The following is a 25,416-nucleotide window of genomic DNA, read 5'->3' on the forward strand; positions in this document are numbered from 1 at the left end:
ATATTAAAGAATACTTTTATTATCGGTTTATAGACCAAATAGTTAGCAAGAATCTAACGAAGTCTTCGGGATTTGACGCTTGGGGTGAAGATTATAATGCAACATTTGACTGGCGAACGGATGACTATAAAATTTCTTACAACAAGTATGATCCAGCTATAAAAGCATGTCTTGATCAGGCCAAAAAGAACACAGAAAAACATTATAATTTAAAACTTGAGTGGTAATAAATAGTTTCACCAGCACTCCGCCATTGGTTGAGTGCTATTTTTATACCCAAATTGTCCCGAACAAGACGTAAAAAGGTTCTTTTGTTTTGCATAAATTGTGGTGCAACCACGTAAAAAAGCGTAACGGAGGAAAACAAAAATGAAACGTGAAACACTAACAGAATTAAAGCTTACCGACGAACAAATTAAGGCCGTTATGGATATTAACGGCGAAAATATTGAAAATGCCAAGGTTAAAGCTGGTACTGGTTTGGAAGCTTTACAACAGGAGAACGAAACCTTAAAGGAAAATTTAACTAGCCGGGATATGGACTTGAAAGACCTAAAAAACAATTAGGACTTCACCATGCCAGTTACAGACCTGTAATCTAAGCATGACAAAGGTACCAAAGCGTTGACTGTATAGCTTAATCAAACAAAGTTATTTGGAATCAGTAATGTGGGATGCCAACGCCAGTGTTTGCGTTTAATCCAAGTTAGAACAGGATAGTTATGTTAAAATCATTAACACATTGAAAACGACCAAGTTTGATAAGATAAAAATTATCTGTATGACTCTGAGAATCTACATAAACTATTAAACCAATATTCTAGAATTGAAAAACTTGAACGTGATAGAATCGGTAAGTACACCAAGAAAAAGTACAAGTTGTTGGTTATGCTGGCCGGACTGATACGAAGACCGATTCGATCAAGATGTATCACTCGAAGAAGAGAACGTACATTGTGCCACAAGTTTTGCAAGAAAGGACGGATAAACATGACAATTGATATTGATAAATATTATGGTAAGTCTGTTAAATTAATTGATATTAGTAATCAAGTTTTTACGGGGTTTGTCCAGTCTGTGGATGAAGCTGAAGATGGGATTGCTTGCATAGATTTGATTAATACAAAGCAATTCCCAGATGATGTAGTAGATTTTAAGGTAGATGAAATTAAATCAATTAAAATCATTGGTGGCTAACTAGTCGCCTTTTTGTTTGCTCTGAGTACGTTTTTAAACCAACAGAAATGAATGTATGGTGTCCATAAAACCGCATCCGTATTCATTATAGTTACGAGGGAGTTTTTTTATTTCATGCTTACAAAGCAGCCTCTTTAGTTGATTTTTCCAGAAGAAGGCAGAATTACGTGAATTATTCAAGGGTGTTAAGAAAGCATCTTAGTCGGATGAGTGTCCATAAAAGAATAAATTTTACCCGCCAGACCTTAACCGTTTAACTGGTTGTTCGTGTGAAGTGGTCGAGCTTCCTTAAATAAAGCAATTAATATTGAGTCTGACGTCGTGCGCAACCCGCTTTACGAATGATGTCAAAGATGTTTTACTGTGAATGTAAAACATGTTTGACAAGGAGGGTGGTACAACCGTGCGGAACAGTATTGCAGTTCGGCGCAAACAGCGGCAGTTATCCCAAGCCGAAGTGGCCGTATTAACGAACGTGACGCGCCAAACCATCAATGCAATTGAGAATGATAAGTACGATCCGTCGCTAACGCTGGCGTTTGAACTGGCAGCGTGTTTGGGGACAACCGTGGACGAACTATTTGATTTTAGGGGGAAAAGAGAATGAGCGGTGCAAGACGAGTGGTTAGGTTTACCTTTTGGAGTAATTTTGGCACGTTCCTGTTATTGGCGTTAGAAATGGGGAGCTTCATGTACCACTTACCGTTAATGGTTAGTTTAGTAACGGCCCTGATTTTAGCGGGGGCGGTCTTTTTTCAAGTTTGGTACTTAAGACACCATTACGGGGTGACCAAGGTTGAAGAGTTCTATTTGGCGGGGGACGAACGGGATCGCAACATCGCCTACCGCGTCCACAACAGTTGTCTCTACTTTTTAACGCAGGCGCTGGAGGGACTACTAGTTGCCGTCTTTTTGCTGTTGCTGGCCGGTGTGACTAGTGCCGTGGCGTTAGGGACCTGGATCCTGGAAATCGGCTTTACCATCTTAATCCTGTCGAACTGTCAGTACTATTATCTCTGGCAAAAATACGATGCGGCCTGAGCGGGAGGTAACGGCTGGCTAGTTACTGAAAACGGTGCTGATCGTTGCACCCACAATCGGTTTGCTCGGCACGCTGGTGGTTGGTGCGTGCAAAGACAATCCGGACCCGTGGCACTTGGGCTGGGCGGCCTCTTTTTAGACGCGTTTGCCGTAATCATTATCGACGCCCGCCAACGCACGGTGCGCGGACAATCCGATTACGACTGGTTGGCCAAGCTGTTTAACGGTTACTTTGGCATCATCCTGGTTACCGTCATTATTGGGAGCCTCTATTTAATGGGACATCATTAAGTCAAAAAACGGGTGGCCGTTACTGAAACGTAGCGACCACCCGTTTTGTGCGGGTTAAAAAGAATGAGTTAGGACGGAATACTCGAATTGGCTGCCAGACTACTTTCCAAATTGGTTAAGAAAATCGTCACCAAGTCCTTTTCCGCGGGGGTGAGGGTTTTGGTCATCGGAAAGGCGATGAAGTAGTTTAACGCGATCAGGTCTTCGGGCAGCGGGTACAAGTTATAGCGCTCGGCATCCGGTTGGACGTGGACGCTGTCCGGTAACAAGGTGACTCCCATCCCGGCCTGCGCCAGCTTAGTGATCGTCAGGGTGTTGGTACTTTCAACCGCGATGTTGGGTGTCAGGTGGTACTTGGAAAAGAGGTAGTCCAATTGGCGGCGAATGGACGAGCCCTGGGGCGACACAATCAGCGGTTCGGCGAGTAAGCGTTCAATGGGGACGGTGCCCGGGTTCAGGTAGGCGTGTTCGGCGCGGTACAACCGCGAGCTCGCCGGAATGACGGCGTAGTAACCGTCGCGGCCGCGGTCGTGGATCGTTAGTCCGGGCGCGATCGTTTCGGGATTCTGTCCGAGTAGAAAATCAAGCTCACCGTGTAACAAGCGTTGCTCGTTGCGTTCGGAAATGTCTTCGACCAGTTCGATCCGGCTTTCGGGGTGCACCCGCTGGTAGGCGGGCAGCACCAGTGGCAACAGGTAGTAGCCTAAACTCGACAGCACGCCGATTTTAATGACTTGTTTGTCGGGATGCGCGTAATGTTTTAACTGTTTTTGAAACTGCGTGGTCTCGTTTTCTAAAGCGGTCAGGTGTTGGTAATACAGCCGGCCGCCGGGGGTCAGCGTTAAGGGCGTGGCGTCACGGTCAATGATGGCTAAGCCCAGTTCTTTTTCGGCCGTTTGGATGGTCTGCGTTAAGTAGGGCTGCGAGATGTAAAGGTCCTTCGCCGCCCGGGTAAAATTGCCGTGTTTCAAGAGCGCGTCTAAGAATCGCAGCATGTTAACGGAGTTGGTTTTGGGCAAAAAAATCACCTCATAGTAATTTTGTTATGACTTGATAGTTAAATAAATATTTCACAAGGTCGGTGGAAACAACTAAACTAACGGTATGGAAATGAAGTTTAATTGCCCCTGACCGTGGGCGTGAATAAGTCCATCATAGCATTTTTGTGCTGGTGGTAAAGCGAACGGGTCACGGTGGGGGCTTGAAAGGACGTTTTATGATGAAATTAGTTGGAATCGTGGGCACCAACGCCACGCAGTCGACCAACCGGCAGTTATTGCAATACATGCAGCGGCACTTTGCCGACCAGGCGGGCCTCGAAATTTGTGAAATTGTCGACTTACCCGCGTTTAACGAACCGGAACAGCACGTTGCCCCGGCGGCGGTCCAAACGCTGTCCGATGCAATCAGCGCGGCCGATGGGGTAATCTTTGCCACGCCGGAATACGATCACTCGATCCCGGCGGCCCTCAAAAGCGCGATTGAATGGTTGTCGTACACGACCCGGCCGCTGATCAACAAACCGGTGATGATCGTCGGGGCGTCAAACGGGTCACTCGGGACTTCCCGGGCGCAGGCCCACTTACGGCAGATTTTGGAAGCCCCCGAGTTAAAGGCGTTAGTGATGCCCAACGTGGAATATTTGCTGGGCCACTCCCTACAAGCCTTTGACGCGAACGGTGACTTGGTGGACGCGGACAAGCGCCACGAACTGGACCAAGCGTTTAACGAATTCGTTGCGTTTGTTGGGCTGACAGAAAAGTTAACGCCCACGGAGACGTTCTTTGAACAAAGTCGTCAATTTTCATGGTCACAGATTACGAACGGGGAGGACCTTTAAATGAAAAAGTTAGTTGGAATCGTCGGCACGAACGCCCGGCACTCCTATAATCGACAGTTATTGACCTTTATGCAGCGGCACTTTCAGGACCAGGCGGAAATTGAGATCCTCGAACTGACCGACGTCCCGCTGTTTAACGAATCCACGGATGGTTCCGATAGTCCGGTCATTCAAAACTTTAACCAAAAAATCACGGCCGCCGACGGGGTGATCATCGCCACGCCAGAACATAACCATTCGCTGCCTTCCGCGCTGAAGAGTATCTTGGAATGGTTGTCGTTTAAACTACACCCCTTGGATGGCAAACCGGTGATGATCGTCGGCGCTTCATATAGTGTCCAAGGTTCGTCACGGGCACAACTCCACTTGCGGCAAGTTTTAGACGCGCCCGGCGTTAACGCCAGCGTCATGCCGGGGTCGGAATTTTTACTCGGCCGGGCGCAGGCAGCCTTTGATGAACAGGGTAATTTGAAGGTTAGTGGCACGGTGGACTTTTTAGACAGTTGTTTTGCCAAGTTCCTGAAGTTTGTTGACGTGATTGGCGAATTAAACGTCCCGGACGCTATCAGTTATCAGCCGGGGACCTACGCCGTGCACGCGACCGGTCATAACGGGGAGATCCCGATGAGCGTGACCTTATCGAAGGACCGCATCGAAAACATTCAGATCGATACGTCGACCGAAACGGCCGGAATTAGTGACGTGGCCTTTGAACGGATTCCGAAAGCCATTATTGATGGTCAGACGCTGGCCGTCGACGCCATTTCCGGGGCCTCGATGACCAGTCACGGGGTGATCGACGGGGTGGCCACGGCCGTTAAAGAAGCCGGCGCCAATCCCGACGACCTGAAAAAACGGCGCGGTGGCACGACTGCCGCCCAACCCGAAGCGCCGGTGCAAACGCTCGACACCGACGTAGTGATCGTTGGGGCCGGTGGTGCGGGCCTCACCGCCGCCGCCAAAGTTTTACAAAGCGGTCAGCGGGCCCTCGTTTTGGAGAAATTCCCGTCGGTCGGTGGCAACACGGTTCGTGCGGGTGGCCCGATGAACGCGGCCGACCCGGATTGGCAAAACCAATTTGCCGCGATCCCGGGTGAAAAGCACACCTTAAAGGCCTTAGCGGAGCTTGATCCCCAAACGATCGACCCGGAATACCGGGCTGATTTTGAAACGTTACGGGGCCAGATCAACGACTACTTGAACCAGACGACTGGCCAACCGGGGTATCTGTTTGACTCGAAACTGTTACACCGGATCCAAACCTACTTAGGTGGTAAGCGCACCGATTTGAACGGCCACAAGATTTACGGCCAGTACGACTTGGTCAAAGAACTGACCGACCACGCGCTGGACTCCGTGAAGTGGCTGGAAAGTATTGGTGTTCAGTTTGACCAGAGTCAGGTAACGATGCCGGTCGGCGCAATCTGGCGGCGGGGCCACAAGCCGATGGGCGACCTGGGCTTTGCCTACATCAAAGCGTTACAGCCGTACGTAGAAAGTCACGGCGGCACCATCATGACCGAAACGGCTGTTCAGCGCTTAACGACGGCGGACGGCCGCATCACCGGCCTGATTGCTGAAGGACCGGCTCACCAGCGGATCGAAGTGACGGCTAAGGCCGTGATTCTAGCGTCCGGGGGCTTTGCCGCCAACGTGAAGATGCTGCAAAAGTACAACACGTACTGGACCGCCATCGATGACGATATTCAAACGACCAACTCGCCGGCCATGACCGGGGACGGCATCGAACTCGGAACCCGGGTGGGCGCGGACTTAGTCGGGATGGGCTTTTCACAAATGATGCCCGTTTCGGACCCCGACACCGGCGAACTGTTTACCGGCTTACAGGTGCCACCGCAGAACTACGTGATGGTCAACCAGCAGGGGAAGCGGTTCGTCAACGAGTACGGTAGCCGCGACGAACTGACCCAGGCCGCGATTGATAACGGCAGCCTGTTCTACTTGATCGCCGATGACGAGATCAAGAAGACGGCCTATAACACCAGTCAGGAAAAGATCGACCAGCAGGTGGCCGCCGGGACCCTGTTCCGCGCGAATACCCTCGCCGACCTGGCTAAACAGATCAAGGTTGACCCGGCCGTGTTAACGGCGACGATCAAGGCTTATAATTCGTACGTGGATGCCGGTGAAGATCCTGAATTCCACAAGAACGCCTTTGATTTGAAAGTTCAAGTGGCACCGTTTTACGCCACACCGCGGAAACCCGCGACCCACCACACGATGGGGGGCTTGAAGATCGATACCGGCGCCCACGTCTTGAACGCTGGTGGTCAGGTCATCAACGGGCTGTACGCCGCTGGGGAAGTGGCCGGCGGAATCCACGCCGGTAACCGGTTAGGCGGTAATTCGCTGGCGGACATCTTTACCTTTGGCCGCATTGCCGCGGCCAGCGCCGTCGCCGATGAATGCGCGGTGGAAACTGAATAATTGAACGTTAAAAAACGAGTAAACCAGTCCTAGCGAAGGAACTTGGTTTACTCGTTTTTGGAGTGACCATAATGTTATTACGAACGGTGGCTTTGTATAATAAGATGATGAAAGTAAGATGATTATGATGGCCGCTAAACTTAAAGGTAAGACTACGTATAGCTTAAAAATTGCAAGTCGTGGTCGGGTCACGTTACCAGCACCATTGCGGCAGCGGTTGGGTTTAAAAGCGGGTGACGAATTAGAATTAAACCGTGGATAATAAGGGGCAAATGACGCTGAAACGAAAACCCTCTGCTTTAGACTGGTCGAATTTGATTCAGGGATTACCGACTGAAACCGTCGTGATTGATCAGGATGGTCATTTTGATGAAACGGTGTCCCCACACTTTGCTAAATGGATGAAGGGGACTGCAAACGATTGATCCTGAGAATTTTGATAAATGACAGATTAACGATTTGATTATGATTGACTTGCCATACACCGTTAAGAAAAACTACTAGGTGAAACAGGTCAAGCACGCTGTTCGAATAATCAAAAAATCACCGTTCTAAACTGAACACTTAGTTCAATTTAGAACGGTGGTTTGTTAATCCAGTTGTTTCGTGGTGATTTTTCCATCAAGGTAAACGAAGTAGCGGTTGACCAGCTGGCCACGCTGCCCGTTGGCGGTCTTGGCGAAGGCGTTGACCTGGTAGTAGTGGTGGCCTTGGCCGTCCACGTTGACGGTCGGAACGCTGGCAAACAGTTGGTGTTTCGGTGCGTTCAGGACCTGTTCAACCGCCGCGGCGGCCTTCGTGGCGCTGGTGACGTGGTCGTCTTCGGCCTGGTACTGCTGGCCGGTCTTTTTAGCGGCACTGGCATCTTGCGCCTTCGCCTGGTCGTTCGCGGCGGCCGCCCGGTTACTAGCCGCGATCCGGCTTTCCTGTTTGGTGGACAGGCTCGGTTCGGCTTGTGATGTGCAGCCAGCTAATCCTAATAATAAGAGTAAACTACAAGTACTAACGGTAATTATTCGGAACAAGGTCCAACCCCCTCATTGTGATTGTTCCTGCGATAAACTGGGGTACGGCGCGTGGTCGATCACTTGAACGTCCGCGTAGGCCATCACCCCGATACTAATTAATAAAATCATGACGAGTAATAATTTTTTCACGAGTGCGCGCCTCACTTACTTCCAGTTCGGCACCCAAATGACCCGGTCAATTTGTTCGGGGAGGGCGCTGACCTTACTACCGGCCTTGGAGCCGGATTCGACCGCCACCGTGTACGTGATCGGCGCGGCGTCGACTTGGACCACGGAACCGCGCTGACCGTCGATCGTGTCGACTAAACTGTACAGCGGGATCTGGTCGTTATCGATCTCCATTTCGTAGAGCGTAAATTGTAAAAAGTAGGACTTTTTACCGGTTTTAATTTTTAACGGGGTGTCGATTGACCCGTAGTCCTGCAAGTCGCGGTGTTGAGCGTTCGGATCGTTTAAGTACTGCATCTCGTCGACCGCGTCGATCGCCATCTTCCATTCGCCACCGGTCAAGTGGGTCTTAGACGACAACGTCATGACCGAGTTGGCGTAAATGTCGATCACGTTAAAGGCCTCGTTGACCTGCTTTTTCGGCAAATAACCGATGGTGTAACCGTGGTCGGCGACCTTCAGTTCGACCCGCACGGAGCGTTGCGGACCGTCGACTTCTTCCACTAACTGGACTTCACCGATGTTGGCGTTGGCGTCGACGCGGTACTTTTTATCGTAGAGGTAGTCGGCCTTTAAGCCCGATTCGTTGTAGCCGTTGTAAGGCTTGAAGTAGCCGCGCTGACTGGCATCGGCTAAAGCCGCCTCGAATTCCTTTTGGTAGTAATCCAACCCGATCACGTAGGAACGGAAAATGGCCCGCGAGTTGGCGGTGATCCGCCGGGTGTGGGGCACTTCGATCGGGTGGGGTGCCGTGGTCCGCAGGCGTTCGCGGAAGCCGTTATTTTGAACTTGCAGCTTGTTTAAACGGCGTTCCTGGTCCTGATTGGCCAAACTTTGCTGCACCAGCCGGGTCCGGATCGACTTCAACAAGACCGCCTGTTTGTCGGCGTCCTGCTTGACGTGGTGGCCGTGCACCAGCACCATGATCAAAATAATGAATAGTATTAGGCAGGCCAAACCCAGCCCGAAAATTAACGGTAAAGTTGACATTTGAATTCACTCCAAAAAGAATTGCAGATTAGTTTTAGTATAGTAGACGCCGGGCTTAAACGCCAATTTTCTGCTGGTGCTTGTCAGTACGGCCCTAAATGCGTTATGATATTGCTATTGCTTAAATAACTGAGATAATTACATTAAGAAACGGCGGCGAACGACAGTGCAGTGGTTAACAAAAGTCTACCGGCGATATCAGTATTTTTGGAAATACGCAATTTTTGGCTTCATGGCCGCCCTCGTTAACGTGGTGGCCTTCTGGATCTTGCACTCAATTTTATTTGAACACTATTTGTTTTCCAACACGATTGCGTGGATCATCGCCACTTTGTTCAGTTTCTTTACCAATAAGGCGGTGGTGTTCCACTCCAAATCAACCAGTTTTTGGCATTGGTGCCGCGAATTTATCAGCTTTATGCTCACCCGGGGTCTGTCGTACCTATTCGATACGCTGATCATGTTTGTGGGGATCTCGCTGTTATTCTGGGGCCCGATGGTCGTCAAAATCATTGACCAAATCTTGGTCGGAATTTTTAACTACGGAACGTCCCGGTTGATTTTTATGGAACACAACCAAAAAATGCGCATGCGACATAATTTGATGAAGCGGTTAAGTAACCGGAATTCATAAGTTAACGGCCCAGAGCAAAAGCTCTTGGCCGTTTTTTAGATCCAGTTGCCGGTCAAACTCAGGTGCAGCAGGGCGCCACAAACGACCGTGACCACGATGCCCGCCGTCAGTAAGCCGAGTAATTGGCCAGTCAAATGGCTTTCCTGCTTACGGGCAAAGGCGATCTCAATGAGCCCAATCGTGCCGATACCAAGCACCGCCTTGATCAGGGTCAGCCACCAGTTACCGCCGAAGGTTTTGGTCGCCAAATAAACACCCGTAATAATAAGAAGTAAATAACCCAGCCGACTTAAAATTAAGTAGCGGTTAGCCGCTTTGACCGATTTGCGGCTGAGGCCTAACAGCACCATTACCGTCAGCCATAGCCAGCCACCAATATGAATCATTAGAAACATTTTAAAACGCCTCCCAGTTCACTTATGCATGTCTAATTTTAGCATGAAAGTGAGCCTGGGAGGCGTTTTCTTTTAACGGGTGGGCGCTAGATTTTTTTGTTGAACGTAATTCACGAGTTCAATCACCGTTTTGAAGCGGTTAAACGGGGTCACGATGTGGACGCCGTTAAAACAGTCACAAATGCCGTCGATCAATTCCTTGGCAATTTGTAAACCGACTTCCCGTTCGTTACCGTCCAACTCCGCCTGGGCCATCCGGTCGCGGACCACGCGCGGTAAGCGGATGCCGTGGACTTCGTGGTGTAAAAATTCGGCGTTGCGTTTGGATACCAGCGGCAACACGCCCACGAACACCGGCACGTGCACGTCGTTGGCCTTAAGCGCGTTGGCGAGCGCGGTGACGTTGGCCAGGTCAAACACCGGCTGGGTGATCACGTAGTCGCAACCGTACGCCAGTTTGCGCTCGATCGACTTGGTGGAAACGGTGGTGCGGTAGGCGTTGGGGTTAAACGCGCCGGCGACCTTAAAATCACTGGCCTGTTTTAACGACTTCCCGGTCGGACCGACGCCGGTGTTAAACTGTTTGATCAACTTGATCAGTTCCACCGACCGGACGTCACCGACCGACGTGGCGCCGGGAAAGTCGCCCAATTTAGCCGGGTCGCCGGTCACGGCCAGGATGTCTTCAATTCCCAGGCTGTGCAGGCCCATAATCTCGGATTGTAAACCAATCAAATTGTGGTCGCGGGTCGTCAGGTGAACGATCGGCGTGATGCCGTAACTGAGTTTCAACTGGGCCGCGATGGTGGCGTTGGCGATCCGAACCTCGGCCAGCGAGTTGTCGGACAGGGTGATCCCGTCGACGCCGGCCGCCTTGAGCCGTTGCGCGCCGCGGAAAAATTTGGCCGTATCGAAGTCGCGCGGCGGGTCGAGTTCCACCAGGGCGGTCTTTTGGGTGGCGACCTTGGTCAAAAACGGGTGCTGGCGCTTCGTTGGCGTGAGCGGTTGGGATAACGGCTGGTTGGCCCGGTCACGGTGCGGCACGATGGCCCGGCTCGCCAGTCCGCGGACGGTGGCGGCGGTGTGCAGCGGCGTGGTCCCGCAGCAGCCGCCAATCAGGTTCAATCCTAGCTGGCGAAACCGTTCGGCGTAGGTTTCAAAGTATTCGGGTTCGCCGTCGTAAACGACCGCGCCGTCCTGGTCGGTCCCGGGTAGCCCGGAGTTCGGGTAGACCGCCAGCTTGACGTTAGTCGGGACCGTCAAATTTTCAAACGACTGGGCGAGGTAGTAGGGCCCCAACCGGCAGTTGGCGCCGACCACGTCCGCCCCGGCCGCGGCGAGTTGGCGAATGGCGGCGTTAAAGGTCGTTCCGTCCCGCAACACGCCCGGTGACAACATCGAAACGTTGGTGATCACCGGTAAATCGGTCGTGGCTTTGACCAGCTTTAAGGCGCTTAGTAGTTCGGGCAACTCGTAGTAGGTCTCCAGCAGGATCCCGTCGAGCTGCGGCGTGGCCAGCAGGGCGTCCAGTTGTTCGCGCAAACTGGCCCGCATTTCCGGCGGGGTGGCCCGTTGAATCCCCTGGTCGGTGTCGCCGGCCAACCCGCCGATGGTCCCAAGCAGGTAAACGGGGTGGTCGGCTTGCTGACGAGCCTTGACCGCCAGTTGAACGGCCGCCTGGTTAATGGCGGTGACCTGGTCTTCTAAGTTGTAGCGGGCCAGTTTTAACCGGTTGGCGGCGTAGGTGTTGGTCTGGATCACGTCGGCCCCGGCGTTCACGTAGGACTGGTGGACCCGTAAAATCGTGTCCGGGTGGGTCAGGTTGAGGGCTTCAAAGGCCGAAGCGATGCCGTAGTTGCCGTAAAGCAGGGTGCCCATCGCGCCGTCCGCCACTAAGACCCGTTGTTGTAACGCTTGTTTTAGATCCATGGGCGTGACCTCCTACTTACTTGGCGTACTGAGCCGGGCTAACACGGCGTTGCGAGCGGCGACCATGTTCTTTAGCGAGGCTAACGTTTCCGGTTCCTGACGGGTCTTTAAGCCGCAGTCCGGGTTGATCCAGAACTGGTGGACGTCGATCACCCGCAGTGCCCGGGAAATATTGGCCTCAATTTCGGCTACGCTCGGGACCCGCGGACTGTGAATGTCGTAAACGCCCAGCCCAATCTCCTTGTCGTAACCGTTGTCCTCAAAGGCACTGATGATCTCACCGTGCGACCGCGAAGTTTCAATCGAGATCACGTCGGCGTCTAGGGCCTTGATGGTGTCGATAATATCGGCGAAGTTCGAGTAGCACATGTGGGTGTGAATCTGGGTGTCGTTGTGTACGCCGCTGGTCGTGATCTTAAACGAGTAGACCGCTTCGTCCAAGTAGGGCTGCCAGTGCCGCTGTTTGAGGGGCAGGCCTTCCCGTAACGCGGGTTCATCGACCTGGATGATTTTGATACCGGCCTTTTCCAGGTTCAGGACTTCTTGCCGCAACGCGAGCGCGATTTGATTTTGGACCTGGGCCTTAGGGATGTCGTCACGGACGAAGCTCCAGTTGATGATCGTGAGCGGCGCCGTCAGCATGCCCTTGACCGGCTTGGTGGTCAAACTTTGCGCGTAAACCGATTCGGCGACCGTGATCGGCTGGGTGTAGGCGACGTCCCCGAAGATCACCGGCGGCCGGACCCCGCGGGACCCGTACGATTGGACCCAGCCGTTCTGGGTCGCGTAAAACCCGGTCAGCTTTTGCCCAAAGTATTCGACCATGTCGGTCCGTTCAAACTCGCCGTGGACTAAGACGTCTAAGCCGAGGTCTTCTTGTAACTTGATCCACCGTTTGGTTTCCGCGTGCAAAAAGGCCTGGTAATCGGCGTCGCTGAGTTTGTGTTTGCGCCAAGCCGCCCGTTTGGCCCGTACTTCGCGGCTCTGCGGAAAACTGCCAATGGTGGTGGTGGGCAGCAGCGGTAAGTTCAAGCGCGCGTGTTGCAACCGGATGCGGGTGGTAAACGGCGCCTGGCGTTCAAAGGTTTGGCTGGCCAAGTGGGCTTCGGCGGCCCGCACGTCCGGGTTGTTGCGGTGACTGGACCGGTTGAGCGCGTCTAAATTGGCCCGGTTGGTGTCTAAGGCCGCTTGGACGCTGGCCGCGCCGTCGTTGACGACTTGCGTTAAGACGTGCAGTTCCTGCAACTTCTGGTCGGCAAACGCCAACCCGCCGAGAAGCACCGGGTCGGCCTTGGTTTCGTTCTTGGTCGTGATCGGCACGTGCAGTAGCGAGTTGGCCGGTTGTAACCAGAGGTGCTGGTCGTCGACCACGGTCAGCAGCTGGTTGACTAGCGCGCCCTTGGCCTGCAGATCGCTGGCCCAGACGTTGTGACCGTCAATGATCCCGGCGGCTAAAATTTTGTCTTGCGGGAAGCCGTCCGTCAACAAGTGGGTCAAGTTTTCCCCGTGGTCGTGCACGAGGTCTAAGCCGATCGCTTGGACCGGTAAGTTGACGACCTGCTCGTATAAGTCGAGGCTGTCAAAGTAGGTCTGCAGTTCCACGTTGAGCGTGGGCGCCGCCGCGTGCAGGGCGGACAAAGCGTCCGAATACGGCTGAATCTCGGCCGGCTCAGTGGTTTGGACCAGTGTGGGTTCGTCTAACTGCACCCACTGCACGCCGTTAGCCGCTAGTTCTTGGAAAACTTGTTCGTACAGCGGTAACAGTTGGGGCAGCAGTTCGGCCACCGCGGCGGCGTCGAGGTACTGGCCGTTACGTTTACCGAGTTTTAAGAAGGAGACCGGGCCTAAAATGACCGGTTTGCCGGCGATTCCCAGTTCGGCTTTGGCTTCCTGGTAGTAACGCAGCCAGCGGTTATCCAGCAGCTGGAAGTGGACGTCGTCAAATTCGGGCACGATGTAGTGGTAGTTGATGTTGAACCACTTGGTCATTTCCGAAGCGACCGCCGTTTTGGTGCCGCGGGCCAGGGCGTAGTAGTCGCTGAGATCCAACTGGTGGTCAAAGTGGCCGTAGCGCTGCGGGATCACGTTAAACGCGGCGATCGTGTCAAGCACGTGGTCGTAGTCGGAGTTGTCGGCGACCGGGATCAAGTCGACGCCTAACGCCCGTTGTTTTTTTAAGTTCGCTAACCGCAATTGTTTGGCGGTGGCGTGGAATTCCTGGGCGTCGAGTTGGCCCTTCCAAAAGTGTTCCAATAAGTGTTTCCATTCCCGGTGTTCCCCCAACCGTGGGTATCCTAAGTTACTACTAATGACAGTCATAAAACCGCTCCCCTTAATTTTATTTAAATCAACATAAAAAAACGGCAACCTCGTCGCAAAAGGACGAAGTTGCCGTTCGTGGTACCACCTTAAATTTACCAATACCTCACGATATTGATCTTAGCCCGTACGTTTCATACGGTAGCTGGGTAACAGGAGCTAACTGTCATCACCTGGCCAAGGCTCAGTGGTGCCGTTTAGGGGCCATTTTTCGCCAAGCGTTCACCGACCCGGTTTCCACTGTTCCGGGTTCACTGCGCGGGATTGCAAGGGTACTTTCCCCATCAAGACGTTCTGGAATGTTTGCTTGATTAGAAAATACCACCAACCTGCCACTTAGTCAAACCAAATTTTAATAAATAGTGAATTTTTATCAGTAAATATTAATTATTTGATGGTGGACGGTGGCTGTCAACCGCGTGCCCGTCGCCAGCGCGGGACGTTAAGTTGCGCGCTGGCATACGTGCACTTTAGTTGGATTATATTTTGCGCGTAACCATTAAGAAAAATTTAAGCCCGTGAGAAGCCCCGCCGCACAACGCCAAGTGGGAGCAGCGGGCAAGCAATCAGCCCGTGACGAGGCCCGTAAAGCGCGGGCTGACGGGGGTTAAACTTCAAGACTTATCACCAATGTCGTCGCAATTCAATCATAAAAACATCACAACCATTCCTTATCATGGGGCTAATCATTTAAAACCCGATTGGAGTAATGCGATATGATCTATGCCCAAATTTTAGCTGGCGGTAAGGGGACCCGAATGGGGAACGTGCCGATGCCCAAACAATTTTTAGCCTTAGCCGACAAACCGATTTTAATTCACACCATTGAAAAATTTTGCCTGGAACCCCGTTTTGACGCGATCTTAGTCGTGTGTCCGGCCGATTGGCTGAGTCACACGCAGGACCTGATCACCAAGTACGTCACTGATTCGCGGGTTAAAGTCGTCGCGGGCGGCAGTGAACGCAACGCGACGCTGATGAAGGGCATCCGTTATTTGCAGGAAACCTTTGGCCGCCATGCCGACGACGTGGTCGTGACCCACGACGCGGTGCGCCCGTTCGTGACCCAGCGGATCATTAGCGAAAACATTGACGCCGTGCTGCAACACCCGGCCGTTGACACCGTGGTCCCGGCCATTGACACGATCGTGCAGGGGGAGGCTGACGCCATCAGCGCCATTCCGGTCCGCTCGAGCATGTACCAGGGCCAAACCCCGCAGAGTTTCAACGTCAAAGCGCTGGTGGACGCCTACGCGACGCTAACGGATGAACAGAAAGCCAGTTTATCGGATTCGTGCAAGATCTGCTTGCTAGCCGGCCAGCCGGTGACGATGGTCCGGGGTGAAAACCTGAACTTTAAAATTACGACGCCTTACGATCTGCGGGTCGCGTCGGCGTTGATCGAAAAGAGGGCCTAAATTATGTTAAATCAAGTTTATCGATTAGTTTCCGCCCGGCAGTTTGAAGTCCAAACGGTTGCTGAAACCGTCAGCGCCGACCAGATTGTCGTTCGGCCGCGCTTTTTATCGGTCTGTCACGCCGATCAGCGTTACTTTACCGGTCAGCGGCCGCAAAACGTCTTGCGGCAAAAGTTGCCGATGGCGCTGATCCACGAAGGGGTCGGAACGGTGGTCCGCGATCCGCAAGGCAAGTTTGCGCCGGGCACGCTGGTCGTCATGATCCCGAACACCCCGGTCGAACACGACCCGATCGTCCCGGAAAACTACCTGCCGAGCTCCAAGTTTCGTTCCAGCGGCTACAACGGCACCATGCAGGAATACGTCGTGTTAAACCGCGACCGCGTCCTGGCCGTTCCGGCCGACTTTGACCACCCGATGAGCGCCTTTATCGAAATGGTGTCGGTCGGCGTGCAGGGCTTGACCCAGTTGCAGGCCACGATGGACGCCGACGCGCGGGTGATTGGCATCTGGGGTGACGGTAACCTGGGCTACATCGCTGCCACGCTGGTCAAACAACTGTTTCCCGACAGTCAACTGGTCGTCTTTGGGCGCCACCAGTCCAAACTGGACTACTTTTCGTTTGCCGACAAGACTTACTTAGTTGACCAGATCCCGGCCGACTTAAAAGTGAGCCAGGCCCTCGAATGTACCGGCGGCCGCGGGAGCGAAGCGGCCATCGCCCAGATCATCCGGCACATCCACCCGTTGGGGACCGCCGTTTTAATGGGCGTTTCGGAAGAACCTGTCGCCATCGACACCCGTTCCGTGTTAGCGGAAGGTTTAACGCTGCGGGGCGTCAGCCGCAGTGGCCGGGCTGATTTTGAACGCGCCATCCAAATCTTGACCGATAGTCCCGTGACCCGCGAGCGGCTGCAAAACCTCGTCGGCCTGACCCAGAAAGTAAGCACCATTCAGGATATCATTGATTTCTTTGAACGGGACCTCACGAATTACTGGGGCAAGGCGGTGATGGAATGGGACGTCTGAACCTCAAAAAAATAAAACTAAACCTGTTACGGCTCGGCTTTAACTGGTTTTACCAGCTGAGTTACCACGTCCGCGGCCCGCAAAAGCAGCGGGTCAGTTTTGTGACCATGCGCAGCGCCCGCTTAAACGACAACTTAAAGGCGCTCCACGCCGAATTTGCCCGGGACGGGCGCTACCAGTTAAAAGTCCTGTGTTTTCAATACGACCGCACGTGGAAAAGCAAGTTAGGTTTCCTAGTGGCCGCGCTGCGCACGCTGTGGCTGCTGGCCACTTCCAAACTGCTGATCATTGACGACTACTGTTTGCCGCTCTACGCGGTCCACAAACACCCGGAAAACCAGGTCGTGCAGTTGTGGCACGCGGTGGGGGCCCTAAAAAAATTTGGCCTCAGTTTACCCACCGCCAGCCGCAGCGTGATCAAACCGCATACCAACTACGACTGGGTGTTCATCAACACACCGGCGGATAAATTCGCCTACGTGGACGCCTTTGACGTCGACCCGGACCACGTTTTGGTGAACGGGGAGCCGATGGTCGATCAGCTGATGCGCCAGCGGCCCTTGCAACACACCGGTGCCAAGCGTTTATTGTACTCACCGACGTACCGGCCGGGAGCCCGCGGCACTGCCCAGGTCTTAGCCTACGTTCAGCAGCTGGTGCGGTCCTGTCAACAATTGACGGGGGTGTGGGACGTTTACGTTTCTTTGCACCCGTACTTACGGTTACCGGTCCTTGATTTACCGGCCAACGTCCACGTGTTTCAAGATGCCGCGCGGGTCCGGGCGTTAATGCCGACCATCGACCTGTTCGTGACCGACTATTCGTCACTATCGCTGAGTTTTAGCCACTTTGAGCGGCCAATCGTGTTGTACACGCCCGACTACGACGCCTACGTCAAAACGAGCGGTTTTTACGTCGACTACTACGACTACCTCGACGTGCCGCACTTTGAATCGGCCGAACGGGTCGTGGCGTACGTCAACGCCGACCTGGCCAACTACGACTTGGGGCGGGTGCGGCGGCTAAATGCCAAAACCTTCACCCACCAAGACGGCCACAACGCGCAGCGGGTCTTTCAATATTTAACTAAATTAACTTAATCATAAAAAGCGGGGAGTTATCTGTATGTTACAACGACTAAAAAGGATCGCGCGCCGGATCGTCTACGGACGCCGGCGCAATGCCATGACCAACCAGGCGGTACCACCGGACGCGGCGGAAAACCGTGCCGACTTTTTGAACGAACCCCGGCTCGACCAGGACGCGGAATCGCTGATCAAACGTTCCGTGACCAAGTTGGACTTTAACAGTTCGTACTTGGTGATTGAAGGGCGGGCCTGGTTTGAAAAGTACCCGGAAAAAGACGCCGAAAAGATTGTGAAAAGTTTGATCTTGGTGGGTGAACCGGGCCAGGAGATCGAAGTTCCACTCGTGAACCAGGCGAGCCAGCAAGCGGACTTTCCGCAGGCCGGCTACCGCGGCAACGTCAATTTTTCGACCATCAGTGACGGCAAGCCGCTGGTCCCCGGGACGTATAAGGTGATGCTGCAGCTTAAACAGTACTTAGACAAGGGCTGGTTGATCCGGCGCACGAGCCTGGGCCTGATCCAGGACGCCGAACGTGACTTAAACTATACGACCAAGATGACCAGCTACGCGGCGAAGAGCAACAAGTCGTACAGCCTGATCTTCCGCTACAGTTTGGCGTCGCAGGCCCTCAGCGTCACGTCCTACAAGCTTAGCGACGTGAACCCGCTGGAAAACGAGTTCAGTGAGGATACCGGCATGGACAGCGCGGCGATGCGGGCCGTGAAACGCCGGGCCTTGCAGTGGTGGTACCGGTGGTATTGCTTACGCCCGGTTCGTTCCAAGCAGATCGCGTTCGTATCGGATAGCCGGGTCACGATTTCCGGGAACTTTGAGTTTATTTACCAGGAATTAAAACGCCGGCACACCGATTTTAAGATCGCGTTTTACTTAAAACCGAGCATCAAGGCCAAGAAATCCTGGAAGGAAGTGCGGACGCTGGCCAAGGCCCTGGCAACGAGTCGCTACGTGATCTTAGACGACTTTTACCCGCTGGTCTACCCGCTGCGCATCCGGGAAAACGCCGATTTGATCCAAGTCTGGCACGCGGTCGGGGCCTTTAAGACCTTTGGCTACAGCCGCTTGGGAATGCCCGGCGGTCCCAAGATCCAGTCGTTAAACCACCGCAACTACACCAAGGCACTGGTGTCCTCCCACAACGTCGCGGACAAGTATGCCGAGGGCTTTGGCATTAGTGACGAGAAGGTCGTGCCGCTCGGAATTCCGCGGACCGACGTCTTTTTTGACCAAGCGAAGCAGCGGACCATCCGGGAACGGTTGGAAGCGGACCTGCCGTTCATCAAGGGTAAAAAGGTGATCCTGTTTGCGCCGACCTTCCGGGGGAACGGCCAGCAGTCGGCCTACTACCCGTTTGAAATGCTGAATTTTAAGGCCATCTACGAAGCGCTGCACGAGGATTACGTGTTCTTACTGAAAATTCACCCGTTCGTACAGAACAAGCCAACGCTGCCGTACGAGTACGCCGACTTTTACTACGACGTCTCGGACTACCGCGAGATCAACGACTTGTTACTGGTCGCGGACCAGTTGATCACCGATTATTCGTCGGTTTGTTTCGAATACGCGCTGCTCAACCGGCCGATGGTGTTCTTTGCGCCGGACCTCGCGGATTACATGCAGTCACGGAGTTTTTACTTCAACTACTTCGACTTCATCCCGGGGTCGTTGGCCGAAAATACCGGCGACCTGATCGAGCAGCTGCAACACCCGCAAGTTAACCAGGCTAAGCTGGACGGCTTCGTCAACTTCTTTTTTGACGACCTGGACGGCCATTCGACGGCCCGCTTCGTCGACGCCCTCGAAAACAACTTTGCGGATGCCGACACCGAACCGGTGACCGACGAAAACGGCACGGTACTCAGTGAAGACGGTAAGGTGATCCCCGATTGGGGCAAAAAGGCGCAGCCGGAGAAAAATCACTGATTAAATTAAGTCATGAGTGGCTCCTAAGAAACTTTATTTGTGAACCTCAACATGAAAAAAGTGCCAAATTCCAATTCGGAATTTGGCACTTTTTTGCTTGAGATGGCAGCACTTTAGGTGAGCGCAAAGCCGAATGGGGCTTAAAGTACGGGCGCTATAGTTTCTACAATGTTGATCTTTTGCGTGACCTTCATGTTATAGAAAAAGACCGCCAATTAGTTCCCAATAGCTACTGGTTAATTGAATAGTTCATCATGCGTTCCGGTACGGACCAGGACAAGTTGTAAGTGTTCATTAGTGAAACGGCACATTAATAACCAGTCACTTTCTAAGTGTAACTCGCGAAAATCCCGATATTTTCCCTTTAACGGGTGGTCTCGATATTTTGTTCGTAATAAATCTTTATCCTGAATGATTAAAGCGTGGACCGTGTCAAAGACTTTTTGAACTGAACGATTTTTCTTTTTGACCATTCGTTTTAAATCCCGACGGAAGGTTGGGGGTTGATCAATCGTTATTTTTGAGTTCATTGAGAACACTTGCCTGCCAGTCCGCTTCATGGTCAAAGTGTTGAACTTGACCGGTCCGTGCTGCGTAGACGGCCTTCGCAGTATCATTGACTAATTGTGGTCGAAACGGTAAGCCGTTTTCGGCAATGCTTTGTTTTAAAAATAGATTAATCGCCGTTGTCATATCCATACCAAGTGCTTTAAATAAATGGCTAGCGGCATCACGATCGGATTCTAGGACGTTCACACTTAACTTTCTTTTAATCATTGGTTGATCTTTAACGTTATTTTTCAAATCAATTCACTTCCTAACAATTATGACTGGCATCAAGTCACCAGTTAACCTATCGTCATTTAACATTGTTAAGCCTTAAATGCTCTTGATAAACACCCAATGTCTAGCTAAATGTGCAAGCGGGGAGGGCCACCAATTGAATCGGAGGCCTGATTTTATTTTGAACGTGCTTGGTTAACGGGGAAACCGGGCCAACTTTTTTGATTGGTTAGTGTCGTTGACTGGTCGCCCAACGATTTCCGCCCTGAACTCGTTTTCACTGGCGACGAATGGTGAATTGTCAGGCTTCTTAGCATGTTCATAAATTATGCGGTTTTCAGTAAAAGGGTTCAGTTTAAACCCCGCCGTTTCGACGGCTACACTGGCTAAGTGACGCGGTGTTCATAGAAAGGTCATACCTTTTTCCATTTACGGCAATTGGTTTGAACAATCTTCTTGGTAGGATAATTTGTGAACCCAGAAGTTAGTCCCATTTATCAAAATAAGAAGTGAAGGATGATCTGTATGAGTCAAAATTTATGGCAACGCCTGTTTAGTCGCCAACAACCCAAACAAGCAGTGTTAGTTCTAGGCAGTGGCCGTTCCGGAACTTCCGTGATGACCAAGTGCATTAATTTGATGGGCGTGTCGCTGGGCACCGACAACCTGCTCGCACCCAGCAAACGGATCAACCCGAAAGGTTACTTTGAAAATAAGGACGTCATCAAAATCCACAAATCACTCGGGAGCAAGATCCGTTACCGACCGGCCGCGCCGGGATACTACGATCGCCCCGCCATTAAAAATGACCGGGCGGCGCTCACGAGTTACTTACAAAATTTCTTTGCCGACCAGGCGACGCTGGTCATTAAGGATCCGCGGATGAACGATTACGTGCAGCTTTGGCAACACGTTTTGGCCGACATCAACGTCCAACCCGCCGAAGTGATCCTGTTGCGCAACCCGCTGGACGTGGTCAACTCCAATTCTCGGGCTTGGCACCGCGACACCACGCTGGCGATGCGCCAGTGGCAAGTGCGCACGTTGTTATCCCTAAAGGACACCCAGCCGCAGTCGCGGATCCTGGTGACTTATGAGGACCTCTTTGAACAAACCATGCCGACCTTAAAACGGATCGCCACCAAGTTTGACCTGCCGTGGCCGGAAGACGAGGGGCTGCTGCAAGCCCAGCTGGAAGATTTTATCGACCCCAACTTGCAACACAGCGATAGCCGCGAAAGTTTGGCCGACTTCGAAGCCCGCCCGGACGTTCCTAAGGACGTTAAGGCGTTGTACCTGTTAGGGCGTCAAGCCGCGGCCGACCCGGACTTCTTCGGTTCGACCGAGTTTCAACAACGCATCGACGACTTGATGCAGGACTACTTAAAACGTTACGGGGCGCTGTACCGCGACTTTAACGCGAAGATCAACAGCAAGACCTTCTTCGTGTTTGGTCCGGACCAGGCCGCCGTTGACACCGTCAATGAACTCCTGGCGCAAAACCGGGTCGAAATGGACGGGCCGAGTGGCAAAGCGCACGCCGTGGCGACGCAACTGGCCGAACAATTAGCGGCGCACCAGCTCGACGTTGCCACGTACCCAAAGGACTACGCGGTCGTGGAAGCGAAGCAGACCCTGAACAACTACCTGCGTAAAAATGCCAAACAGAAAAGCCGCTGGGGCGTGGGCGACGTGCTTAACGCCGACATCGTGGAAATGTTAACGACCGTCAGTGCCGAACTGGGCGCCGATACCCATAACGTGGTGATCGTGCCCGACCTGACAACGGTGACGGACGACGACGTTCTGCGGGTCCAAGTACAGCGCCTCGTCCGGACGCTTAAGGCGGTCCAAACGCCGCCGTACTTAGTGGTGATGGCCGATCAGCTGGACCAACCGCTGACGAGTGAACAGCTGGCCGCGTTCGTGGCCGCGACCCCGACGACCACCGAACTAGCGCCCGATACGCAGTCCGATGAGGCCTTGCAACTGCGGGCAACGCTGGACTGGCACGAAACGGCGACCATCCTCACGGAACTGTGCCGCAACGCCAGCCAGGACGCGACGGCCCAGTCCACGCTGAACCACTTTATTAATTTAAATGCCGATAAAATTTTAACGACGAAAGGTGATCAATATGCAAACAGTATACGGAATTAAGGCCCACGGGGGTCAACTCATTAACTTAGAAGACTTTAGTGAAACGACCGCTCAAGCGGCGGCCCAGTTACCCAGTTTGACGATCAACGCTTGGAACCTCTCCGATTTGGAATTGATCGGGATCGGGGGCTTTAGCCCGCTGACCGGTTTTATGACCAGCGACGACTACCACGCAGTCGTCAAAAACATGCACTTAATGAGCGGCGTTCTCTGGAGCATTCCCATCACGCTGCCGGTCACTAAGGAGCAGGCCGCGGCCATTGAACTCAATTCAACGATTGCTTTGAAGGACCAATCCGGGGTCATCTACGGTACAATGGTGGTTGAGGATAAGTTTGTTCCCGATAAGCAGTTAGAGGCGCAAAACGTCTACGGGACGACCGACTTAGCCCACCCGGGGGTCAAACGGTTATTTGAAAACGGCGACGTTTACCTCGGGGGTGCCATCAAGTTGCTCAAAAAGCCGAGCCACGGTGAATTTAGCGACTACTACATGGAACCCATCGAGACCCGCAAGCTCTTTCACGACCTCGGCTGGAAAACCATCGTCGGCTTCCAAACGCGTAACCCCATTCACCGGGCCCACGAGTACATCCAAAAGTTGGCGTTGGAAAACGTTGACGGGCTGTTTTTGAACCCGCTGGTTGGTGAAACTAAGGCCGACGACATTCCGGCCGACGTTCGTATGGAAAGCTACAAAACGATCCTGAAGTATTACTACCCGAAAGACCGGGTCCGCTTAGTAATCTACCCGGCCGCGATGCGTTACGCCGGCCCTAAGGAAGCCATCCTGCACGCCATTGTCCGCAAAAATTACGGCTGTACCGACTTTATTGTGGGTCGCGACCACGCCGGGGTGGGAGACTACTACGGCACCTACGAAGCCCAGGAATTGATCACCGCGGTTCAAAGTGAACTCGGGATGCACTTCTTCAAGTTCGACAACGCCTTTTACTGCAAAAAGTGCGGGTCGATGGCGACCCAGAAGACCTGCCCGCACCCAGCGAGTGACCACATTTCACTTAGTGGGACTAAGGTCCGCAAGATGCTGGCCGAAGGAACCGTTCCGCCGAAGGAAGTTTCCCGCCCAGAAGTGGCCCAAGTCTTGATCGACGGACTTAAACGCAAACGCGAAGCGGAGGTGCACGCATGATCAAATCCGACAACATTACCTGGCACGCGTCGCAGGTGACCAAGCAGCAGCGCCAAACCTTATTGAACCACAAGAGCGCGGTCCTCTGGTTTACCGGGTTATCCGGTTCGGGCAAGTCGACGGTCGCCAACGCGGTCGAACGGGCCCTCTACGAACAGCAGGTCACCAGTTACGTGCTTGACGGTGATAACATGCGCTTTGGGTTAAACAAAAACCTCGGCTTCTCCGCGGCGGATCGGACGGAAAACATTCGCCGAATCGGTGAGGTGGCGAAGTTGTTCGTCGACGCCGGCACGATCACGCTGACGGCCTTCATTTCACCGTACCGGGCCGACCGCGACCAGGTGCGCGCCCTGCTGGACGCCGATGAATTTATCGAAGTGTTCGTGGATACGCCGCTAGCCGTGTGTGAACAGCGCGACGTGAAGCAGCTCTACGCTAAGGCGCGGCGCGGTGAGATCACCGGTTTTACCGGCATCGACGCGCCGTACGAGGCCCCGGAAAAACCGGAGATCACGCTGGATACGTCCGCCCAGCCGTTGGAAGCCTCGGTGGCCCAAGTCATGACCTATTTGCGTGAACACGGGATCGTTCCGGCCGTGACTGCCGATGAAGAGTAACGGCTTATTAACGGCGATCCTGCAAAACATTCAGCGGGCTGACCGGATCCTCGTTTACCGTCATACCAATCCCGACCCCGACGCGATCGGCTCGCAACTGGGATTGGTGCAGCTGTTAAAAACGGCCTTTCCCAGTAAGCAGGTCTTGCCGGTCGGGGTGGTGCCGGGCCATTTGACTTGGATCGGGGTCGGCGCGCCCGAACTGGTCACGCCGCAAACCGGCGATTTGGTGATCACGGTCGACTGTGCCAACCACGGCCGCTTAGCCGGCAATTTGCCGGACGACGCCTTTATCATCAAAATCGACCACCATCCTAACCGCGACCCGTACGGGCAGTTGAACTGGGTCGACGACCGCTACAGCAGTTGTGCCGAAATGGTGTACGACCTGTTTGCCGCGCACCCGGCGGAGCTGACCATGACGACCAGTATCGCCGCCAAACTGTACGCCGGGATTCTTGGCGACACGGTCCGGTTTTCAACCCCGGAAACTTCGGCTAAGACCCTCGCGACGGCCGCCGAGTTGGCCGCTTACGGCATCGATATCGCGACCATCAGCCATCACGAAATGGACCTGACCCCGAAGTTGAGCAAACTCTACGGCTACGTGCTGAGCCACCTGAACGTGGACGCGTTGGGGCTGGCCCACGTCACGCTGTCGCAGACGGTGTTACGGACGCTGGGCGTGCCGTACGACGAGACCGACGCGATCGTGCCGCTGCCGGGCAATTTGACCAACGTCAAGGTCTGGCTGATTTTTGTCGCGACGCCGCAAGGGACTTACCGGGTTCATTTCCGGTCTAAACACCTGCCGGTTGACGGGGTGGCCAAAGCCTTTAACGGTGGCGGTCACGCGTTAGCCAGCGGGGCGTTTGTGGCGGACGCCGGGGTGGTTGCCGACGTGATTGCGACCATGCAGACTGAACTTAAGAAACAACTTTAA

26 protein-coding genes are annotated in these 25,416 nt (G+C 53.3%); 18 read left to right on the plus strand and 8 right to left on the minus strand.

Annotated elements, in window-relative coordinates:
• From D1831_RS14615 to D1831_RS07190, 6 genes are all read left to right on the plus strand, one after another.
• The coding region (locus tag D1831_RS14615; protein WP_225422814.1) for a hypothetical protein at positions 1 to 227 on the plus strand (227 nt) is incomplete at its 5' end.
• 142 nt (positions 228 to 369) lie between these two features.
• Complete coding sequence (locus D1831_RS07170) at positions 370 to 567, plus strand: phage scaffolding protein (protein WP_125072252.1); 198 nt, start codon at positions 370 to 372, stop codon at positions 565 to 567.
• 423 nt (positions 568 to 990) lie between these two features.
• Positions 991 to 1,197 carry a hypothetical protein gene (locus D1831_RS07175; RefSeq protein WP_125072253.1) on the plus strand — a complete coding sequence of 69 codons (207 nt, stop codon included), beginning with the start codon at positions 991 to 993 and terminating at the stop codon, positions 1,195 to 1,197.
• A 403-nt stretch (positions 1,198 to 1,600) separates the two neighbouring features.
• Positions 1,601 to 1,804 (plus strand): helix-turn-helix transcriptional regulator, encoded by a 204-nt coding sequence (locus D1831_RS07180; RefSeq protein ID WP_225422815.1) that lies wholly within the window; start codon positions 1,601 to 1,603, stop codon positions 1,802 to 1,804.
• Positions 1,801 to 2,238 carry a hypothetical protein gene (locus tag D1831_RS07185; RefSeq protein WP_125072255.1) on the plus strand — a complete coding sequence of 146 codons (438 nt, stop codon included), beginning with the start codon at positions 1,801 to 1,803 and terminating at the stop codon, positions 2,236 to 2,238. The genes D1831_RS07180 and D1831_RS07185 overlap by 4 nt, the downstream gene beginning before the upstream one ends.
• An 87-nt stretch (positions 2,239 to 2,325) precedes the next feature.
• Positions 2,326 to 2,529 carry a LasU family protein gene (locus tag D1831_RS07190; protein ID WP_125072256.1) on the plus strand — a complete coding sequence of 68 codons (204 nt, stop codon included), beginning with the start codon at positions 2,326 to 2,328 and terminating at the stop codon, positions 2,527 to 2,529.
• A gap of 68 nt (positions 2,530 to 2,597) precedes the next feature.
• On the opposite strand, the gene D1831_RS07195 is transcribed toward D1831_RS07190, so the two are convergent.
• Positions 2,598 to 3,548 carry a LysR family transcriptional regulator gene (locus tag D1831_RS07195; protein WP_125072257.1) on the minus strand — a complete coding sequence of 317 codons (951 nt, stop codon included), beginning with the start codon at positions 3,546 to 3,548 and terminating at the stop codon, positions 2,598 to 2,600.
• A gap of 200 nt (positions 3,549 to 3,748) precedes the next feature.
• On the opposite strand from D1831_RS07195, the gene D1831_RS07200 reads away from it, so the two are divergent.
• The 3 genes from D1831_RS07200 (at position 3,749) to D1831_RS07210 (ending at position 7,079) form a co-directional block, all read left to right on the plus strand.
• The gene (locus D1831_RS07200; protein ID WP_125072258.1) at positions 3,749 to 4,369 is read left to right on the plus strand and encodes an NADPH-dependent FMN reductase; all 621 of its coding nucleotides are present in this window, start codon (positions 3,749 to 3,751) and stop codon (positions 4,367 to 4,369) included.
• Positions 4,370 to 6,817, plus strand: a complete 2,448-nt coding sequence (locus D1831_RS07205) for a flavocytochrome c (RefSeq protein ID WP_125072259.1) — start codon at positions 4,370 to 4,372, stop codon at positions 6,815 to 6,817.
• Positions 6,818 to 6,935: 118 nt separating this feature from the next.
• Positions 6,936 to 7,079, plus strand: a complete 144-nt coding sequence (locus D1831_RS07210) for an AbrB/MazE/SpoVT family DNA-binding domain-containing protein (RefSeq protein ID WP_125072260.1) — start codon at positions 6,936 to 6,938, stop codon at positions 7,077 to 7,079.
• Positions 7,080 to 7,407: 328 nt separating this feature from the next.
• On the opposite strand, the gene D1831_RS07220 is transcribed toward D1831_RS07210, so the two are convergent.
• Both D1831_RS07220 and D1831_RS07225 read right to left on the minus strand, forming a co-directional pair.
• Positions 7,408 to 7,842 (minus strand): hypothetical protein, encoded by a 435-nt coding sequence (locus D1831_RS07220; RefSeq protein WP_125072261.1) that lies wholly within the window; start codon positions 7,840 to 7,842, stop codon positions 7,408 to 7,410.
• A gap of 147 nt (positions 7,843 to 7,989) precedes the next feature.
• On the minus strand, positions 7,990 to 9,003 hold the full coding sequence (locus D1831_RS07225; RefSeq protein WP_125072262.1) for a hypothetical protein: 1,014 nt from the start codon (positions 9,001 to 9,003) through the stop codon (positions 7,990 to 7,992).
• Between the two features lie 166 nt (positions 9,004 to 9,169).
• Here D1831_RS07225 and D1831_RS07230 point away from each other — a divergent pair, with 166 nt between their 5' ends.
• On the plus strand, positions 9,170 to 9,637 hold the full coding sequence (locus tag D1831_RS07230; RefSeq protein ID WP_125072263.1) for a GtrA family protein: 468 nt from the start codon (positions 9,170 to 9,172) through the stop codon (positions 9,635 to 9,637).
• A 35-nt stretch (positions 9,638 to 9,672) separates the two neighbouring features.
• On the opposite strand, the gene D1831_RS07235 is transcribed toward D1831_RS07230, so the two are convergent.
• The 3 genes from D1831_RS07235 to metE all read right to left on the minus strand — a co-directional run bounded on the left by D1831_RS07235 (position 9,673) and on the right by metE (position 14,280).
• Positions 9,673 to 10,032, minus strand: a complete 360-nt coding sequence (locus tag D1831_RS07235) for a DUF1516 family protein (protein ID WP_125072264.1) — start codon at positions 10,030 to 10,032, stop codon at positions 9,673 to 9,675.
• 72 nt (positions 10,033 to 10,104) lie between these two features.
• Positions 10,105 to 11,961: a bifunctional homocysteine S-methyltransferase/methylenetetrahydrofolate reductase gene (locus D1831_RS07240; RefSeq protein ID WP_125072265.1), complete on the minus strand. Its 1,857-nt coding sequence runs from the start codon at positions 11,959 to 11,961 to the stop codon at positions 10,105 to 10,107.
• Positions 11,962 to 11,973: 12 nt separating this feature from the next.
• Complete coding sequence (metE, locus tag D1831_RS07245) at positions 11,974 to 14,280, minus strand: 5-methyltetrahydropteroyltriglutamate--homocysteine S-methyltransferase (protein WP_125072266.1); 2,307 nt, start codon at positions 14,278 to 14,280, stop codon at positions 11,974 to 11,976.
• Between the two features lie 716 nt (positions 14,281 to 14,996).
• Here metE and D1831_RS07250 point away from each other — a divergent pair.
• From D1831_RS07250 to D1831_RS07265, 4 genes are read left to right on the plus strand one after another with little or no spacing between them, the layout of a single operon-like run.
• Positions 14,997 to 15,698, plus strand: coding sequence for an IspD/TarI family cytidylyltransferase (locus tag D1831_RS07250; protein WP_125072267.1), 702 nt, complete (start codon positions 14,997 to 14,999; stop codon positions 15,696 to 15,698).
• A gap of 3 nt (positions 15,699 to 15,701) precedes the next feature.
• Positions 15,702 to 16,727, plus strand: a complete 1,026-nt coding sequence (locus tag D1831_RS07255; RefSeq protein WP_125072268.1) for a ribitol-5-phosphate dehydrogenase — start codon at positions 15,702 to 15,704, stop codon at positions 16,725 to 16,727.
• Positions 16,715 to 17,827 carry a CDP-glycerol glycerophosphotransferase family protein gene (locus D1831_RS07260; protein ID WP_125072269.1) on the plus strand — a complete coding sequence of 371 codons (1,113 nt, stop codon included), beginning with the start codon at positions 16,715 to 16,717 and terminating at the stop codon, positions 17,825 to 17,827. The genes D1831_RS07255 and D1831_RS07260 overlap by 13 nt, the downstream gene beginning before the upstream one ends.
• Positions 17,828 to 17,852: 25 nt before the next feature.
• On the plus strand, positions 17,853 to 19,757 hold the full coding sequence (locus tag D1831_RS07265; RefSeq protein ID WP_125072270.1) for a CDP-glycerol glycerophosphotransferase family protein: 1,905 nt from the start codon (positions 17,853 to 17,855) through the stop codon (positions 19,755 to 19,757).
• Positions 19,758 to 19,993: 236 nt separating this feature from the next.
• Here the strand turns inward: D1831_RS07265 and D1831_RS07270 are convergent, their stop codons facing one another.
• Both D1831_RS07270 and D1831_RS07275 read right to left on the minus strand, forming a co-directional pair.
• Positions 19,994 to 20,230, minus strand: a complete 237-nt coding sequence (locus tag D1831_RS07270) for a type II toxin-antitoxin system RelE/ParE family toxin (protein ID WP_263853678.1) — start codon at positions 20,228 to 20,230, stop codon at positions 19,994 to 19,996.
• A gap of 34 nt (positions 20,231 to 20,264) precedes the next feature.
• Positions 20,265 to 20,561 carry a type II toxin-antitoxin system RelB/DinJ family antitoxin gene (locus D1831_RS07275; protein WP_225422817.1) on the minus strand — a complete coding sequence of 99 codons (297 nt, stop codon included), beginning with the start codon at positions 20,559 to 20,561 and terminating at the stop codon, positions 20,265 to 20,267.
• Positions 20,562 to 21,065: 504 nt separating this feature from the next.
• On the opposite strand from D1831_RS07275, the gene D1831_RS07280 reads away from it, so the two are divergent.
• From D1831_RS07280 to D1831_RS07295, 4 genes are read left to right on the plus strand one after another with little or no spacing between them, the layout of a single operon-like run.
• Positions 21,066 to 22,700 (plus strand): sulfotransferase family protein, encoded by a 1,635-nt coding sequence (locus D1831_RS07280; RefSeq protein ID WP_125072272.1) that lies wholly within the window; start codon positions 21,066 to 21,068, stop codon positions 22,698 to 22,700.
• Positions 22,678 to 23,853, plus strand: a complete 1,176-nt coding sequence (gene sat / locus D1831_RS07285; protein WP_125072273.1) for a sulfate adenylyltransferase — start codon at positions 22,678 to 22,680, stop codon at positions 23,851 to 23,853. Before D1831_RS07280 ends, sat begins: the two co-directional genes overlap by 23 nt.
• Positions 23,850 to 24,473 carry an adenylyl-sulfate kinase gene (gene cysC, locus D1831_RS07290; protein WP_125072274.1) on the plus strand — a complete coding sequence of 208 codons (624 nt, stop codon included), beginning with the start codon at positions 23,850 to 23,852 and terminating at the stop codon, positions 24,471 to 24,473. Before sat ends, cysC begins: the two co-directional genes overlap by 4 nt.
• On the plus strand, positions 24,463 to 25,416 hold the full coding sequence (locus tag D1831_RS07295; protein WP_125072275.1) for a DHH family phosphoesterase: 954 nt from the start codon (positions 24,463 to 24,465) through the stop codon (positions 25,414 to 25,416). The genes cysC and D1831_RS07295 overlap by 11 nt, the downstream gene beginning before the upstream one ends.

Origin of the sequence: Lactiplantibacillus garii (assembly GCF_003885105.1) — a bacterium.
GTDB lineage: Bacteria > Bacillota > Bacilli > Lactobacillales > Lactobacillaceae > Lactiplantibacillus > Lactiplantibacillus garii.

Coding starts and splice junctions, on each gene's coding strand:
- sat (WP_125072273.1), top strand. CDS start 22,678: ATGCAAACAGTATACGGAATTAAGGCCCACGGGGGTCAACTCATTAAC.
- D1831_RS07250 (WP_125072267.1), top strand. CDS start 14,997: ATGATCTATGCCCAAATTTTAGCTGGCGGTAAGGGGACCCGAATGGGG.
- D1831_RS07280 (WP_125072272.1), top strand. CDS start 21,066: ATGAGTCAAAATTTATGGCAACGCCTGTTTAGTCGCCAACAACCCAAA.
- D1831_RS07185 (WP_125072255.1), top strand. CDS start 1,801: ATGAGCGGTGCAAGACGAGTGGTTAGGTTTACCTTTTGGAGTAATTTT.
- cysC (WP_125072274.1), top strand. CDS start 23,850: ATGATCAAATCCGACAACATTACCTGGCACGCGTCGCAGGTGACCAAG.
- D1831_RS07265 (WP_125072270.1), top strand. CDS start 17,853: ATGTTACAACGACTAAAAAGGATCGCGCGCCGGATCGTCTACGGACGC.
- D1831_RS07235 (WP_125072264.1), bottom strand. CDS start 10,032: ATGTTTCTAATGATTCATATTGGTGGCTGGCTATGGCTGACGGTAATG.
- D1831_RS07255 (WP_125072268.1), top strand. CDS start 15,702: ATGTTAAATCAAGTTTATCGATTAGTTTCCGCCCGGCAGTTTGAAGTC.
- D1831_RS07295 (WP_125072275.1), top strand. CDS start 24,463: ATGAAGAGTAACGGCTTATTAACGGCGATCCTGCAAAACATTCAGCGG.
- D1831_RS07200 (WP_125072258.1), top strand. CDS start 3,749: ATGAAATTAGTTGGAATCGTGGGCACCAACGCCACGCAGTCGACCAAC.
- D1831_RS07170 (WP_125072252.1), top strand. CDS start 370: ATGAAACGTGAAACACTAACAGAATTAAAGCTTACCGACGAACAAATT.
- D1831_RS07260 (WP_125072269.1), top strand. CDS start 16,715: ATGGGACGTCTGAACCTCAAAAAAATAAAACTAAACCTGTTACGGCTC.
- metE (WP_125072266.1), bottom strand. CDS start 14,280: ATGACTGTCATTAGTAGTAACTTAGGATACCCACGGTTGGGGGAACAC.
- D1831_RS07270 (WP_263853678.1), bottom strand. CDS start 20,230: ATGGTCAAAAAGAAAAATCGTTCAGTTCAAAAAGTCTTTGACACGGTC.
- D1831_RS07225 (WP_125072262.1), bottom strand. CDS start 9,003: ATGTCAACTTTACCGTTAATTTTCGGGCTGGGTTTGGCCTGCCTAATA.
- D1831_RS07205 (WP_125072259.1), top strand. CDS start 4,370: ATGAAAAAGTTAGTTGGAATCGTCGGCACGAACGCCCGGCACTCCTAT.
- D1831_RS07175 (WP_125072253.1), top strand. CDS start 991: ATGACAATTGATATTGATAAATATTATGGTAAGTCTGTTAAATTAATT.
- D1831_RS07240 (WP_125072265.1), bottom strand. CDS start 11,961: ATGGATCTAAAACAAGCGTTACAACAACGGGTCTTAGTGGCGGACGGC.
- D1831_RS07210 (WP_125072260.1), top strand. CDS start 6,936: ATGATTATGATGGCCGCTAAACTTAAAGGTAAGACTACGTATAGCTTA.